Raw genomic sequence first — 15,242 nt, forward strand, 5'->3', positions numbered from 1 at the left:
CGGCACTCCCGGGGACACGCCGGATTCGGCTCACCGCGTCGGATCGGGTAGAGTAGACGGGTTGCCACGGGGTGTGGCGCAGCTTGGTAGCGCGCGTCGTTCGGGACGACGAGGCCGCAGGTTCAAATCCTGTCACCCCGACCACACGAGAAGGGCCGGTTCCATCGGAACCGGCCCTTCTGCTGTCCCGGCCATCGGCCTCGGGTGGCGCGTCAGGCGCGCCGACCGCCCGGGCGCCGCGGCACCGCCGTGCGCCGGCGCGTGCGGCCGAAGACGAAGGCGCTGATCAGCACGAGCAGACCCCCGGCGGCCGACGCGGCGAGCGCGACGATCGACGCGATGTGGGCCATCTCATCGGCACTCATGCCTCTCCCCTTCCGTCCGCGGATCCCTCCCCTGCTCATGAGACGCGCGAGCGGCCGTTTCATTACGCGGGTCGACCGGGACCATCCCTCCCCGCGTTCTCAGGGCGTGTCGCGTAGGCTTGTCCGGTTCGTGCCCCATCCGACATCCGGAGAGACATGCCTGCCACGCCCCGCCTCGTCGCCTTCGACCTCGACGACACCCTCGCTCCCTCGAAGTCGCCCATCGAGCCGCGGATCGGCGAGCTGCTCATCGCACTCGCGGAGCGCGTCGAGGTCGCGATCATCTCGGGCGGGCAGATCCAGCAGTTCCGCATGCAGGTCGTCGACCGCCTCCCCGAGGCTCCCGAGGCGCTCTCGCACATCCACCTCCTGCCGACGTGCGGCACCCAGTACTTCCGTCACACGGGCGACGACTTCTCGGCGGTGTACGCGCGCGAGCTCACCGACGATGAGAAGCGCCGCGCCCTCGCCGCGGTCGAGGAGGAGGCCAAGCGCCTCGGCTTCTGGGAGACGCAGACCTGGGGCCCGATCCTCGAGGACCGCGGCTCGCAGATCACGTTCTCCGCCCTCGGCCAGGAGGCGCCCGTCGACGCGAAGAAGGCGTGGGACCCGACGAGCGAGAAGAAGTCCGCGCTGCGCGACGCCGTCGCCGCGCGCGTGCCCGACCTCGAGGTGCGCTCGGGCGGCTCGACCTCCGTCGACATCACCCGCAAGGGCATCGACAAGGCCTACGGCATGCGCCAGCTCGCCGAGGAGACCGGCATCGACCTCGACGACATGCTCTTCTACGGCGACCGGCTCGACGCCGACGGCAACGACTACCCCGTCCTCGCGATGGGCGTCGCGTGCGTCTCGGTGACGGGCTGGGAGGACACCGTCGAGAAGCTCGAGGAGCTCATCCCGGCGCTCCCCGTGCGCGTCTGAGCGCCCGCCAGACGACGAAACGGCCTCCGGATCATCCGGAGGCCGTTTCGTCGTCTGGCGCGTCAGCTGGCGTAGCCGCGCGGGTTCTTCTGCTGCCAGTTCCAGACGCTCGACGTCATGTCGTCGATGCCGAAGCGCGCCTTCCATCCGAGCTCCGACTCGGCCTTCGCCGGGTCGCAGTACGTCGCGGCCATGTCGCCCGGGCGTCGCGGCGCGATCACCTTGGGCAGCTCGCGGCCGACGGCCTTCTCGAACGACGCGATGAGCTCGAGCACGCTCACGGGGCGACCCGTGCCGAGGTTGTAGCTCGCGAGCCCGGGCTGCGCCTTCTCGAGCGCCGCGACGTGCCCCTCGGCGAGGTCGACGACGTGGATGTAGTCGCGCAGGCCCGTGCCGTCCGGGGTGTCGTAGTCGTCGCCGAAGACGTTGATCTCGGGCAGCGAGCCGACGGCCACGCGTGCGACGAACGGCATGAGGTTGTTGGGGATGCCCTGCGGGTCCTCGCCGATGAGACCGGACTCGTGCGCGCCGACCGGGTTGAAGTAGCGCAGCAGCGTGACGTTGAGCTCGGGGTTCACCTTCTGCACGTCGGCGAGGATGACCTCGTTGATGAGCTTGCTCTTCGAGTACGGGTTCGAGAGCTCGACGAGGTCGCGCGTGCCCGTCTCGCGGAACGGCAGGTCGGCCGGGTTCGAGTAGACGGTCCCCGTGGAGGAGAAGACGAACGAGCGGATCCCGTTGGCGAGCCCCACGCGGAGCAGCGCGAACGTCGAGTCGAGGTTGTTCGCGTAGTACTCGAGCGGCTTCTGGGTCGACTCGCCGACCGCCTTGTGCGCGGCGAAGTGGATGATCGCCTCGAACGGCCCGTGCTCGGCGAACGCCGCCCCCACGACCTCATCGTCGGCCGCGTCGCCCACGACGAGCGCCACGGGCGTCCCCGTGATCTGCTCGATGCGCGAGGCGACGACGTCGCTCGTGTTGTCGAGGTTGTCGAGCAGCACGACCTCGTGGCCGGCTTCGACGAGCGCCACCGCAGTGTGCGCACCGATGTATCCGGCTCCGCCGGCAAGGAGTACTCGCATGCCCTCAGGCTACGGCTCCGGCCATGTTGACGTCAACATGCATCATGCAGGCGTGAGCACGCCGCCGGACTCCTCGAGGTAGCAGACGCCGCACAGCGACTCGTAGGTCACGAAGTGCTCGTCACGCACGGCGGCGCCCTCGGCGTCGATGGCCACCTGGTCCCCGTCGAAAACGAACCGTCCTGCGACCTTGCGGCCGTTGAAGAGCGCCTTCCGGCCGCAGCGGCAGATCGTCTTCAGCTCCTCGAGGGCGTGGGCGATCTCGAGGAGTCGCCGCGAGCCAGGGAACGCCTGCGTGCGGAAGTCGGTGCGGATGCCGTACGCCATCACCGGGATGTCCTCGATCACCGCGATGCGGAACACCTGGTCGACCTGCGCGGGCGTGAGGAACTGCGCCTCGTCGATGAGCAGGCACGCGACGTCGCGCGGACGGTCTCCTGCGAACAGGGCGCGGGTCGCCTCGCGGCGGACGTGCTCGCGGTGACGCGCGAAGAGCTCGCCGGCATCGTCATCCGCATCGATGAGGAAGTCGACCGTGCGGGTGACGCCGAGGCGCGACTCGATCTGGTCGGCGCCCTTCGTGTCGATCGCGGGCTTGGCGAGGAGGACGGCCTGCCCCCGCTCCTCGTAGTTGTACGCGGCCTGCAGGAGGGCGGTGGACTTGCCCGAGTTCATCGCCCCGTAGCGGAAGTAGAGTTTGGCCACCGGATGAGTGTAGTCGGCGGGCGGTCAGAGCCCCGCGCGGCGGGCTGCCGCCATCCAGACCAGCGCCCGTCGCCGAGACCAGTGCAGGGAACGCCAGTCTCGACGCCCGACGCTAGTCTCACGAAGGAGGTGGGCGGTCAGAGCACGGCGAGGCGGGCGAACACGTGCTCGCGGTTGAGCGGCGCCTGCGAAGGATCGTCCACCGCCTCGACGGGGACGACCCACCGGAGCTCGTCGATCTCGGCCTGCACGACCGGCTCGACCGGAGTGCGGGTCGAGAACACGGTGGCGAGCAGCGCGTGATCGGCCTCGTTGGCCGCACGGGTCGCGAAGGTGCCCAGCAGGCGCAGGTCGGCGGGCGCGATCTCCAGCCCGAGCTCCTCGCGCACCTCGCGGATGGCCGTGTCGACCGCGCTCTCCCCCGCCTCGGGCTTCCCGCCCGGCAGCATGAACGCGCGCGTGCCGCGCTTGCGCACGGTCAGCACCGCGCCATCCGCTCGCAGGAAGGCGATCGCGGCGACGGTGATCCGCGGGGCGGACGACGCCGTTGCCACGGAGGGTCGGATGGCGGCTGCGGGGTTCACGGGCACGTCGAGCCATGTTAGCCGCAGCCGCCATCCGGCGGCCGTGCGTCAGTCGATCATGCCGCGGCGGAGGAGCTGGCCCCGCGGGGTGCTGCCGTCGACGACCTGACCGCGCAGGTACGTGCGGCGCACGAGACCCGAGAGCGCGCGGCCCGCGTACGGCGTGATCGGGTTCTTGTGATGGAGCTTCGCGACGTCGACGACGTACGCGTCGTCGTCGGCGAACACCGCGAAGTCGGCGTCGTAGCCGGGCGCGATGCGGCCCTTGCCGGTGAGCCCCGCGAACTGCGCCGGCCGGTCGCTCATCCACGACACCACGGTCTCGAAGTCGATGCCGCGGTGACGCGCCTCGGTCCACACGAGCGACAGCCCCAGCTGCAGCGAGGAGACGCCGCCCCATGCCACCGCGAAGTCGCCGTTCTCGAGGTCCTTCAGGTCGAGCGTCGACGGGGAGTGGTCCGAGACGATGAAGTCGATCGTGCCGTCCTGCAGGCCCTCCCAGAGCAGCTCGCGGTTGCCGGCCTCGCGGATCGGCGGGCAGCACTTGTACTGCGTGCCGCCCGTCGGGATCTCCTCGGCGGTGAGGGTCAGGTAGTGCGGGCAGGTCTCGACCGTGAGCCGCACGCCGTCGCGCTTCGCCGAGCGGATCATCGGCAGCGCGTCGGACGACGACAGGTGCAGGATGTGCGCACGCGCCCCGGTCCAGCGGGCGCGCTCGATGACCTCGGCGATCGCGATGTTCTCGGCGCCGCGGGGGCGCGAGGCGAGGAACTTCGCGTAGTCGTCGCCCTCGGGCGAGGGCGCGCGGTCGATGGCGCGCGAGTCCTCGGCGTGCACGAGCATGACGGAGTCGAACGACGCGAGCTCGCGCATGTCGTGCTCCATCTCGTCGGCGTCCAGCGGCGGGAACTCGTCGACGCCCGAGTGCAGCAGGAAGCACTTGAACCCGAAGACGCCGTCGTCGTGCAGGTCGCGCAGGGACGACGTGTTGCCGGGCACGGCGCCGCCCCAGAAGCCCACGTCGATGTGCACCTGGTCGCGCGCGACGGCGCGCTTCTCCTCGAGGGCCGGCACGTCGATCGTCGGCGGGATGCTGTTGAGCGGCATGTCGATGATCGTCGTCACGCCTCCAGCGGCTGCGGCGCGGGTCGCGGACGCGAAGCCCTCCCACTCGGTGCGGCCGGGTTCGTTGACGTGCACATGGGTGTCGACGAGGCCCGGGATGAGGGTCTCGCCTGCTGCCAGCTCGACGACCTCGTCGCCCTCGAGTGCGTTCCCGAGCGGCTGGAGCGCCACGATCCGGCCATCCCGCACGCCCACCTCGCGAGGGCGCACGCCCGAGGTCGTGAGCACCCGCTCGCCCCGGATCACGAGGTCGTAGCGCTCGCGGGGAAGCGTCGAGGCGGCTGTCGAGTCTGCACTGTGTTCGGTCTGCGACGACATCGTCGCTCCTTTCGAATGGTCTCTCATCAGTTTCGCGGAACGGCCGCGAGATGCTGCGCGGCGATGTCGCGGCCGATCGCGCGCAGGTGGATGGCGGCATCGCGGATGCTCGCCGCCGCGTCGACGGCGCGGTCGCTCGTGGCGTAGCACGCGGCGAACCCCGCCTCCCGCCAGCGCTCCTCGCCGAGGAGCGACCGGCCGCACACGGCGACGGCGGGCACCCCCGCGGCCGCCGCCGTGCGCGCGACGCCCAGCGGCGTCTTCCCCCCGAGGCTCTGCTCGTCGAGCGAGCCCTCACCCGTCACGACGAGGTCCGCCCCCCGCAGACGGTCGGCGAGACGGGTGAGGTCGAGCACGACGTCGACGCCCGCACGGCGTCGAGCGCGCAGCGCCGCGAGAGCGCCGAAGCCGACGCCGCCGGCCGCGCCCGCACCGGGCAGGTCGCGGGCGGCGACGCCCGATGCGGCCTCGAGGGCGTCGGCGAACACCGCGAGCGCGGCGTCGAGGGTCTCGACGTCGGCGGGCGATGCTCCCTTCTGCGGCCCGAAGACGCGCGCCGCACCGCGCGCCCCGAGCAGCGGATGGTCGACATCGCTCGCGAGGACGACCTCCGCGCCGACGAGCCGGGGATCGAGCCCCGACAGGTCGACGCGACGGACGCGCGCGAGCGCTGCACCGCCATCCGGCACCTCGCGCCCCTCCTCGTCGAGGAGGCGCGCGCCGAGGGCCGCGAGCATGCCCGCTCCCCCGTCGGTGGAGGCCGACCCGCCGACCGCGAGCACGAGCCGGCGTGCACCGCGGCCGAGGGCGGCCCGGATCAGGTCGCCCGTGCCGCGCGACGACGCCCTCAGCGCGTCGCGCTCGGCTTCGGGCACGAGCTCGAGGCCCGAGGCCGTCGCCATCTCGATGACGGCGAGGTCGTCGCGTTGCGCCCACGTCGCCGCGACCGGCTCGCCGAGGGGCCCGGACGCGACCGCCCCGTGCCGGGCGAACCCGTTGGCGACCGCCGCGTCGACCGTGCCCTCGCCGCCGTCGGCGACCGGCGCGAGGTCGATCTCCGCGGCGGGAAGCTCGTCGCGCAGGCCGTCGGCGACGGCCTGCGCGACCTGCTCCGCGCTGAGCGACCCCTTGAACTTGTCGGGGGCGATGACGATGCGCACGCGCGTCCTCCGGGCGTCCTGCTCAGGCCGTGACGGCGGCCGGACGCAGCGGGATGGTCGCGGTCGGCGCGTCCTCGGGGCCCTCGGCGAGGTCCTCGAACTCGTTGATCGCGTCGATGCCCGCTGCGCCCATCGAGATGTTGGTCACGCGCTCGAGGATGACCTCGACCACGACCGGCACCTGGTGCTCCTCCATGAGCTTCTTCGCCTGCTCGAACGCGCCCGCGAGGTCGCCTGCCTCGCGCACGCGGATCGCCTTGCAGCCGAGGCCCTCGGCCACCTTCACGTGGTCCACGCCGTAGCCCTCGGTCTCCGGGCTGTTGACGTTGTCGAACGCGAGCGACACGTGGTAGTCCATGTCGAACGCGCGCTGCGCCTGGCGGATGAGGCCCAGGTAGGAGTTGTTCACGAGCACGTGGATGTAGGGCAGCTTGAACTGCGCGCCCACCGCGAGCTCCTCGATGAGGAACTGGAAGTCGTAGTCGCCCGACAGGGCGACGACGGTCTTCGTCGGGTCGGCGGTCACGACGCCGAGCGCCGCGGGCAGCGTCCAGCCGAGGGGTCCGGCCTGACCGCAGTTGATCCAGTGACGCGGGCGGTACACGTGGAGCAGCTGCGCGCCGGCGATCTGCGACAGGCCGATCGTCGAGACGTAGCGGACGTCGCGGCCGAACGCGGCGTTCATCTCCTGGTACACGCGCTGCGGCTTGATCGGCACGTTGTCGAAGTGCGTCTTGCGCTGCAGCGTCGCCTTGCGCTCCTGCGTCTCGGCGACCCAGGCCGACCGGTCGCGGAGCGACCCGGCCGCCTTGCGCTCGCGGACGAGCTCGAGCAGTCCGCGGATCGCGGCACCCGCGTCCGACACGATGCCGAGGTCGGGCGCGAACACGCGGCCGATCTGCGTGGGCTCGATGTCGATGTGGACGAAGCGGCGGCCCGCACGGTAGACGTCGAGGGCGCCCGTGTGGCGGTTCGCCCAGCGGTTGCCGATGCCGATCACGGCGTCGGAGGCGAGCAGGTTCTCGTTGCCGTAGCGGTGCTGGGTCTGCAGGCCCACCATCCCCGCGTGCAGGGCGTGGTCGTCGGGGATGACGCCCCAGCCCATGAGGGTCGGGATGACGGGAAGGCCGAGCTCCTCGGCGAGCGCGACGAAGTCGTCCGACGCGTCGGCGTTGATGATGCCGCCGCCCGCGACGAGCACGGGCCTCTCGGACGACTCGATGAGGTTGAGCACGGCCTCGAGCTGGCCGCGGGTGGCCTCGGGGCGCGCGATCGGCAGCGGCTCGTACAGGTCGATGTCGAACTCGATCTCGGTGAGCTGCACGTCGATCGGGAGGTCGATGAGCACGGGGCCGGGACGGCCCGAGCGCATGAGGTGGAACGCCTGCTGGAAGACGCCGGGCACCTGGCCGGCCTCGAGCACGGTCTTCGCCATCTTCGTCACGGGAGCCGCGATCGAGGCGATGTCGACCGCCTGGAAGTCCTCCTTGTCGAGCTTGGCGACCGGCGCCTGGCCCGTGATGCAGAGGATAGGGATGGAGTCGGCGGATGCCGAGTACAGGCCCGTGATCATGTCGGTGCCGGCGGGGCCCGACGTTCCGATGCAGATGCCGATGTTGCCCGGCTCGGCACGGGTGTACCCCTCGGCCATGTGGCTCGCCGCCTCGACGTGGCGGGCGAGCACGTGGCGGATGCCGCCGTGGGCGCGCATGGCGGAGTAGAAGGGGTTGATGGCGGCGCCCGGCAGGCCGAAGGCCTGCGTGGCGCCCTCCTTCTCGAGGATGAGCACTGCCGCGTCCACGGCGCGCATCTTGGTCATGATGGTCTCCTGATGGTCTTGTCGCCGCGGGGGCCGAGGCCGCTTCCGCTGCGGGAGGTGAGGGTGGGGCTACGCCTTGCTCGCGCGGCCGGAGAGCTCCTCGACGAGGAGGAGGAGGCCCGAGTGGTCGAGCGACCCGTAGCCCTTCTGACGAGCGGCGCCCATGAGCTGGGCGGTGAGGGCGCCGAGCGGGATGTGCACGCCGGCTTCACGGGCGGCGCTCGTGACGATGCCCATGTCCTTGTGGTGGAGGTCGATGCGGAAGCCCGGCTCGAACTCGCGCTTGATCATCGACGCGGCCTTGCGATCGAGGATCCGATTGCCGGCGAGTCCGCCCGCGAGCACCTCGACGGCACTCGTCGTGTCGACGCCGTACGCCTCGAGGAAGACGAGGGCCTCGGCGACGAGCTCGATCGTGCCGGCGACGATGAGCTGGTTGGCCGCCTTGACCGTCTGGCCCGAGCCGGCGGGACCGACGCGGACGATCGTCTTGCCGACCGCCTCGAGCACGGGGCGGACCTCCTCGACGACGGCCTCGTCGCCGCCGATCATGATCGAGAGCACGCCCTCGATCGCCCCGGCCTCTCCGCCGGACACGGGCGCGTCGAGCGCGCGCAGGCCGGCCTCGGCGGCGGCCTCCGCGAGTCGCGCCGAGACGACGGGCCGGATGCTCGAGAAGTCGATCCAGACGGCGCCCTTCTGCGCGTGGGCGAACACGCCCTCCGAGCCGCCCACGACGGCCTCGACGTCGGCCGAGTCGGGCACCATCGTGGCGACGATGTCGGCGCCGGCGACGGCCTCCGCGATCGACGCGGCACCCGTGCCGCCCGCCTCGACGAGTGCGTCGACGGCGCCCCGGCTGCGGTTGAAGCCCACGACGTCGTGGCCGGCCGAGATGAGGTTCTTCGCCATGGGGAGGCCCATGATGCCGAGTCCGATGAACGCGATCCTGGTCATGATCTGCCTTTCCGAGATGTCTGTGCGGGGGAAGCGGTCAGCTGCGGGCGGCCGCGGCGTCGAGCCAGGCGAACGGGGCGTCACCCGTGGCCTTGTACTCGAGCCCGATCGGGCCGTCGTAGCCGAGCTCGCGGCTGCGGTCGATCCACTGCTGCAGGGGCAGGTCGCCCGTGCCGGGCTCGCCGCGCCCGGGGGCGTCGGCGATCTGGATGTGGCCGAAGCGCGCCGCGTGCGCCTCGATCACCGCGGCGACGTCGTCGCCGTTGACCGCGAGGTGGTAGAAGTCGGCGAGCAGGCGCACCTCGCCGGCGCTCGCCGGGACGCGGGCGATCACGTCGAGCGCGTCCTGCGCCGTGCGCAGCGGGTAGCGGTCGGCGCCCGAGACGGGCTCGAGCAGCACCGTGCCGCCGATGCGGGCGACGGCGGTCGCCGCGGCGGCGAGGTTCTCGGCGCCGAGCGCGTCCTGCTCCTCGGGCGTCGCGTCGTCCTGGCGGAGGCCGTACAGCGCATTGAAGGCGCGCGTGCCGAGACGCTCGCCGATGCGGGTCACGACGTCGAGGTTGTCGCGGAACTCCTGCGAGCGCGCGGGCCACGAGACGAGGCCGCGGTCGCCGGCGGGCATGTCGCCCGCGAAGAAGTTGAGCCCCGTGAGCTGCACGCCGGCGTCCTCGATCGCGCGGACGAAGGCGTCGACCTCGTCCTGCGCGGGCACGGCCTCGGCGAACGGCCACCAGAACTCGACGGCGTCGAAGCCCGCGGCCTTCGCGGCGGCAGGGCGCTCGGCGATCGGCAGCTCGGTGAGGAGGATCGAGCAGTTCACCGTGTACGTCATCGGACCGGCCTTTCTAGTTTCATAATCCGGAAGATTAGTTCTGATATGTGAAATCTACCGGATGGTCCTGGCGCACGTCAACCCGCAGTCGCCGGCGTCCGGACACAACGATGGCCGGGAACCGCCCCAACGAGGTCCCCGGCCATCGCGCCGTGAGTCAGAGGGTGATCTGACGGTTCACGTCCTTGTAGAGCAGGTACCGGAACACCCCGGGACCGCCCGCGTAGCAGGCCTGCGGGCAGAACGCCCGCAGGGAGAAGTAGTCGCCCGGCTGCAGCTCGACCCAGTCGTCGTTGAGCCGGTAGACCGCGTTGCCCTCGAGGACGAAGATGCCGTGCTCCATGACGTGCGTCTCGAGGAACGGGATCTTCGCACCGGGCTCGAACGTCACGACCGTGATGTGGAAGTCGTAGGCGAGGTCCTCGACGTCGAACAGCCGCGTCGTCCTCCAGGCGCCGTCGGTGCCGGGCATCGGCGCCGGCTCGATCTGCTGCTCGTTCCCCGCGAACGCGCGGGGCTCGAGTCCCTCGACGCGCTCGTAGCGCTTGCGGAACCAGTGGAACTGGGCCGTCTGGCCGCCGTCGTTGCGCAGCGACCAGCGCGCGGCCGGGGGGATGTACGCGAAGCCGCCCGGCGTGAGCTCGTGGCGCTCGCCGTCGATCTCGACCGACACCGACCCGGTGAGGACGAAGACGAAGCCCTCGACCTCGGCCTGGGGCTCGGGCCCGTCGGACCCTCCTCCGGGCTCGACCTCGAGCACGAGCTGCGCGAAGGTCGTCGCACCGGATGCGACGGGGCGGTTGAGGATCCAGGCGCGGGTGCCGCGCCATTCGGGCAGCACGCTCGCGACGATGTCGCGCATGACGCTGCGCGGGATGACGGTGTACGCCTCCGTGACGATCGCGGCCGACCCGAGGGAGTCGGTCTGCGGCGGCAGTGTCGGGTCGATCGTCGCGTAGTCGTAGGTCGGAGTGGTGATGGGCATGGGGTCCTCTCAGGCGCGGCGGGGGTGGGCCAGGGCGACGAGCGCCTGCTCGTCGATGCCCACGCGCTCGCGCAGCTCTTCGGAAGTGACGGCTCCGGACTGGACGCCGCGGACGAGGAATCCGGCGAGCGCTCGCGCGGTCGCGGGCTCGTCGAGGAAGCCGCCCGAGTTCTGCTCGACGTAGTCGCGCAGGCGCGTGGCGACGCCGCCCAGGCCGTCGCGGAAGAACGCGTAGCTGGCGATGAAGCGGCTCGGCAGGTGCGCGGGGTGCAGATCCCAGCCCTGGTAGTACGCGCGCTCGAGCGAGCGGCGGACGAGCCGCGCGTGCAGGCGCCACGCGTCGCGCACGCGCTCGGGGTCGCCCGTCGGCATGACGTTCGTCGAGCCGTCGCTGAGGCGGACGCCCGTGCCGGCCACCGCGACCTGCATCACGGCCTTCGCGTGATCCGCCGCCGGGTGCTCCATCGACTGGTACGCCGCGGAGACCCCGAGCGATGCGGAGTAGTCGTACGTGCCGTAGTGGAGGCCGGTGATCCTCCCCTTGCCGGCGTGGATCAGCGTCGCGACGGGCGCGGTGCCGTCAGCGGCGAGGATGAGCTGCGGGGTCTCCACCTGCACCTCGAACCCGAGGCGGCCGGGGACGAGCCCCAGGCGCTCCTCGATCCGCTCGAGGAGCGAGACCATCGTGCGCACCTGGTCGACCGTCGTCACCTTGGGCAGCGTGAGGACGAGCCCCTCGGGGAGCTCGCCGCGCGCCGCGAGGGTCGTCAGGAACAGGTCGAGCGTGCGGATGCCGCGGCGCCGCGTCGGGGCTTCGAAGCACTTGAAGCGGATGCCCGCGAACGGCGGCGCGGTGCCGGCGGCGACGTCGTCGGCGAGCGCCTCCGCCGCGGCGACCACGGCGGCGTCCTCCTGCTCGTCGCCACGGTCGCCGAAGCCGTCCTCGAAGTCGATCCGGAGATCCTCGATCGGCTCGGTGCGCAGCTTCGCCGAGACGCGCTCGACGATGACGTCGGCCTCCGCGTCTCCGACGAGGTCGGACACGAGAGCGCGGAGCCCGCCCGATGCCTCGACGGCCTCGAGCGCCGCGGCGCCCCACTCCCCCGCGAGCCCGGGCCGGTAGAGGTGGCCGGGGACGTAGACGGTGTGGATCGGCTGGCGCGCGCCCGTGTCGCCGGGATAGCTCTCGACGAGCAGCCGGTCGGTCGCGGCGAGCGCGGCGTCGGCCTCGGCGTAGTCCGACTCGCCGAGCGATCCGGCCACCTCGACCGCGCGAGCGGCCGTCATCGTGCCACGACCTCGTCGTAGGCGCCGTTGGTCAGGAAGTCGGCGTACTCCTCGGAGAGCACGATGTCGCGCACGAGCCGCGAGGCCGGCACGTAGAGCCGCTCGAAGTCGTCGCCGGGCACCTCGCCGCGCAGGCGCTCGACCTCCTCGTCCAGGATGCGCTCGACGAGATCGCGCGTGACGGTCTCGCCCGAGTCGAGCGTGACGCCGTTGCGGATCTGCTGCCACACCTGCGAGCGGGAGATCTCGGCGGTCGCCGCGTCCTCCATGAGGTTGTGGATCGCGACCGCGCCATTGCCCCCGAGCCAGGCCGCCGTGTACGCGACGGCGACGTAGAGGTTCAGACGGAGGCCGTCGAGCGTCGCCGTGCCGCCCGCCGAGGGGACGTCGAGGAGCTCGGGGCCCTCGATGCGCACGTCGGGGCGCTGGCGGTCGATCTGGTTCGGCCGCTCGCCGAGCACCTCGTCGAACACCTCGCGGCACACGGGCACGAGGTCGGGGTGCGCGACCCACGAGCCGTCGAAGCCGTCGTTCGCCTCGCGCAGCTTGTCGGCGCGGACCTTCGCGATGGCCTGCTCGGTCACCTCGGGCTCGCGGCGGTTCGGGATGAAGGCGGCCATGCCGCCCATCGCGAACGCGCCGCGCTTGTGGCACGTCTGCACGAGCAGCTCGGTGTACGCGCGCATGAAGGGCGCGGTCATCTGCACCTGCGCACGGTCGGGCAGGGTGAACGCCTCCCCCGCGTCGCGGAAGTTCTTGATGATGCTGAACAGGTAGTCCCAGCGCCCGGCGTTGAGACCCGACGCGTGCGGTCGCAGCTCGTAGAGGATCTCGTCCATCTCGAACGCGGCGGTGATCGTCTCGATGAGCACCGTGGCGCGGATGGTGCCGGGCTCGATCCCGAGGGCGTCCTCGGCGTACGTGAAGACGTCGTTCCACAGGCGCGCCTCGAGGTGGCTCTCCATCTTCGGGAGGTAGTAGAACGGCCCCTGCCCCGCGTCGGCGAGGATGCGGGCGTTGTGGAAGAAGTGGAGTCCGAAGTCGACGAGCGCGCCGACCGCGCTCTCGCCGTCCCAGCGCACGTTGTGCTCCGGCAGGTGCCACCCGCGGGGGCGGACCACGACGACCGCGAGCGGCGCGTCCGTCCGCAGCGCGTACGCACGGCCGTCGGGAGCGGTGTAGGAGAGCGAGCCGCGGGCGGCGTCCTTCAGGTTGACCTGCGCGTCGACGACGTTGTGCCACGTCGGCGCCGACGCGTCCTCGAGGTCGGCGAGCCACACCTTGGCCCCCGAGTTGAGGGCGTTGATCGCCATCTTCGCGGGGCTCGCGGGGCCCGTGATCTCGACACGACGGTCGCGGATGGCGGCGGGCGGCTCGGGCACGCGCCAGTCGCCGGCGCGCACGTCGGCCGTCTCCGGCAGGAAGCCGAGGGTGTGCGTGCGGGCGATCTCGTCGCGTCGCTCGCGGCGGCGGTCGAGCAGCTGCGGCACACGCGCGGCGAAGCGCTCGTGGAGCGCGTCGACGAAGGCGAGCGCCTCGGGGGTGAGGATCTCCTCGGCGCGCGCGACCGGCGCCGGATCGGTGATCTGGATCGACATGATGGTGCTCCTCTCCTAGTGCGCCGCGGCGGCGACGGGCTCGTGTGCGCGCTCGCGGTCGCGCTCGGCGACGGCGACGATGGCGTCGGCCACATCGCGCGCGACGTCGCGGTCGAACACGCTGGGGATGATGTAGCTCTCGTTGAGCTCCTCGTCGGAGACGTTGCGGCTGATGGCCTCCGCCGCCGCGACGAGCATCTCGGTCGTCACGTCGTTGACGCCCGCGTCGAGCAGCCCGCGGAACACGCCGGGGAACGCGAGCACGTTGTTGATCTGGTTCGGGTAGTCGCTGCGGCCCGTGGCGACCACGGCCGCGTGCCGTCCGGCGATGACCGGATCGATCTCCGGGTCGGGGTTGGCGAGGGCGAAGACGATCGAGCGCGGCGCCATCGTCGCGACGGCCTCCTCGGTGAGCACGTCCGGCGCGCTGACGCCGATGAAGACGTCGGCGCCGGCGACCGCCTCGGTGAGCGAGCCGGCGAGACCCTGCTGGTTCGTGTTCTCGGCGATCCACCGGCGGTGCTCGTCGGCGTACTCCTCGCCGCGCGAGATGACGCCGGAGCGGCCGGCCGCCACGATGCGGCGCACGCCGGCGGCGAGGAGGAGCTGGATGATCGCGTGGCCGGCGGCGCCGACACCCGAGACGACGACCTCGATGTCCTCGATGCGCTTGTCGACGACGCGGAGCGCGTTGTTGAGCGCGGCGAGCACGACGATCGCCGTGCCGTGCTGGTCGTCGTGGAAGACGGGGATGTCGAGCTCCTCGCGCAGGCGGGCCTCGATCTCGAAGCACCGGGGAGCGGCGATGTCCTCGAGGTTCACGCCGCCGTAGACGGGGGCGATCGCCTTGACGATCTTGACGATCTCGTCGGTGTCCTGCGTGTCGATGCACACGGGCCAGGCGTCGACGTCGGCGAACTGCTTGAACAGGGCCGCCTTGCCCTCCATGACCGGCAGCGCGGCCGAGGGGCCGATGTTGCCCAGGCCGAGCACCGCCGATCCGTCTGTGACGACCGCGATCGTGTTGCGCTTGACCGTGAGGTTGCGGGCGAGCTTCTCGTCATCGGCGATGGCGAGGCAGACGCGCGCGACACCCGGCGTGTAGGCGCGGGACAGGTCGTCACGGTTGCGCAGCTCGACCTTGGGCACGACCTCGAGCTTGCCGCCCAGGTGGATGAGGAACGTGCGGTCGCTCACGTGCTCGACCGCGACGCCCTCGATCGCGCGGATCGCGTCGGCGACCTGGTCGGCGTGATCGGGCGACGAGGTGTTGGCGGTGACGTCGACGACCATGCGGTCGGCGTGCGACTCGACGACATCGAGCGCGGTCACCTGAGCTCCCGCGGCGCCGACCGCGGCGGCGAGCTCGCTCGTGACCTGGTAGCTCGAGGGCGCCTGGACGCGGACGGTGATCGAATACCCGGGGCTCGGGTTGGCCATAGGATCCTCCTTGATCGGCGGGGCCCGCACGTCGATTGTGCGGACTCGGAGACGAGAGCCG

General features: G+C 71.6%; 14 protein-coding genes and 1 tRNA gene. 2 read left to right on the top strand and 13 right to left on the bottom strand.

From position 1 onward, the window contains the following. The first annotated feature begins 67 nt into the window (after positions 1-67). Positions 68-144: transfer RNA gene (locus M1D46_RS14500), tRNA-Pro, on the top strand. Between the two features lie 68 nt (positions 145-212). Here M1D46_RS14500 and M1D46_RS14505 read toward each other — a convergent pair. Next, complete coding sequence (locus tag M1D46_RS14505; RefSeq protein WP_456285901.1) at positions 213-365, bottom strand: hypothetical protein; 153 nt, start codon at positions 363-365, stop codon at positions 213-215. 156 nt (positions 366-521) lie between these two features. On the opposite strand from M1D46_RS14505, the gene M1D46_RS14510 reads away from it, so the two are divergent. Further along, a complete protein-coding gene (locus M1D46_RS14510; protein ID WP_271173928.1) occupies positions 522-1,289 on the top strand; it encodes an HAD-IIB family hydrolase in 768 nt (255 codons plus the stop codon). A gap of 62 nt (positions 1,290-1,351) precedes the next feature. Here the strand turns inward: M1D46_RS14510 and galE are convergent, their stop codons facing one another. From galE to M1D46_RS14570, 12 genes are all read right to left on the bottom strand, one after another. Next, complete coding sequence (gene galE, locus M1D46_RS14515; RefSeq protein ID WP_271173929.1) at positions 1,352-2,371, bottom strand: UDP-glucose 4-epimerase GalE; 1,020 nt, start codon at positions 2,369-2,371, stop codon at positions 1,352-1,354. Positions 2,372-2,413: 42 nt separating this feature from the next. Next, positions 2,414-3,076, bottom strand: a complete 663-nt coding sequence (locus tag M1D46_RS14520; protein ID WP_456285902.1) for a thymidine kinase — start codon at positions 3,074-3,076, stop codon at positions 2,414-2,416. A 137-nt stretch (positions 3,077-3,213) separates the two neighbouring features. Further along, a complete protein-coding gene (locus tag M1D46_RS14525) occupies positions 3,214-3,666 on the bottom strand; it encodes an NUDIX hydrolase (RefSeq protein WP_456285903.1) in 453 nt (150 codons plus the stop codon). Between the two features lie 42 nt (positions 3,667-3,708). Continuing rightward, positions 3,709-5,103 carry an allantoinase AllB gene (gene allB, locus M1D46_RS14530; protein ID WP_456285904.1) on the bottom strand — a complete coding sequence of 465 codons (1,395 nt, stop codon included), beginning with the start codon at positions 5,101-5,103 and terminating at the stop codon, positions 3,709-3,711. Positions 5,104-5,129: 26 nt separating this feature from the next. After that, positions 5,130-6,263, bottom strand: coding sequence for a glycerate kinase (locus M1D46_RS14535; RefSeq protein ID WP_456285906.1), 1,134 nt, complete (start codon positions 6,261-6,263; stop codon positions 5,130-5,132). Positions 6,264-6,285: 22 nt separating this feature from the next. Next, complete coding sequence (gene gcl, locus M1D46_RS14540; protein ID WP_456285907.1) at positions 6,286-8,082, bottom strand: glyoxylate carboligase; 1,797 nt, start codon at positions 8,080-8,082, stop codon at positions 6,286-6,288. Between the two features lie 69 nt (positions 8,083-8,151). Then, positions 8,152-9,039 carry a 2-hydroxy-3-oxopropionate reductase gene (locus tag M1D46_RS14545; protein WP_456285908.1) on the bottom strand — a complete coding sequence of 296 codons (888 nt, stop codon included), beginning with the start codon at positions 9,037-9,039 and terminating at the stop codon, positions 8,152-8,154. A 37-nt stretch (positions 9,040-9,076) separates the two neighbouring features. Continuing rightward, positions 9,077-9,871, bottom strand: coding sequence for a hydroxypyruvate isomerase family protein (locus tag M1D46_RS14550; RefSeq protein ID WP_282979717.1), 795 nt, complete (start codon positions 9,869-9,871; stop codon positions 9,077-9,079). 157 nt (positions 9,872-10,028) lie between these two features. Further along, positions 10,029-10,856, bottom strand: coding sequence for a bifunctional allantoicase/(S)-ureidoglycine aminohydrolase (locus M1D46_RS14555; RefSeq protein WP_271173937.1), 828 nt, complete (start codon positions 10,854-10,856; stop codon positions 10,029-10,031). Between the two features lie 9 nt (positions 10,857-10,865). Further along, the gene (locus M1D46_RS14560; protein WP_456285909.1) at positions 10,866-12,143 is read right to left on the bottom strand and encodes a DUF6986 family protein; all 1,278 of its coding nucleotides are present in this window, start codon (positions 12,141-12,143) and stop codon (positions 10,866-10,868) included. Then, a complete protein-coding gene (aceB, locus tag M1D46_RS14565) occupies positions 12,140-13,741 on the bottom strand; it encodes a malate synthase A (RefSeq protein ID WP_456285910.1) in 1,602 nt (533 codons plus the stop codon). The genes M1D46_RS14560 and aceB overlap by 4 nt, the downstream gene beginning before the upstream one ends. A gap of 15 nt (positions 13,742-13,756) precedes the next feature. Next, positions 13,757-15,181, bottom strand: a complete 1,425-nt coding sequence (locus M1D46_RS14570) for a malic enzyme-like NAD(P)-binding protein (RefSeq protein ID WP_456285911.1) — start codon at positions 15,179-15,181, stop codon at positions 13,757-13,759. Between the last annotated feature and the right edge of the window lie 61 nt (positions 15,182-15,242).

The organism is Microbacterium sp. JZ70, from assembly GCF_053903225.1.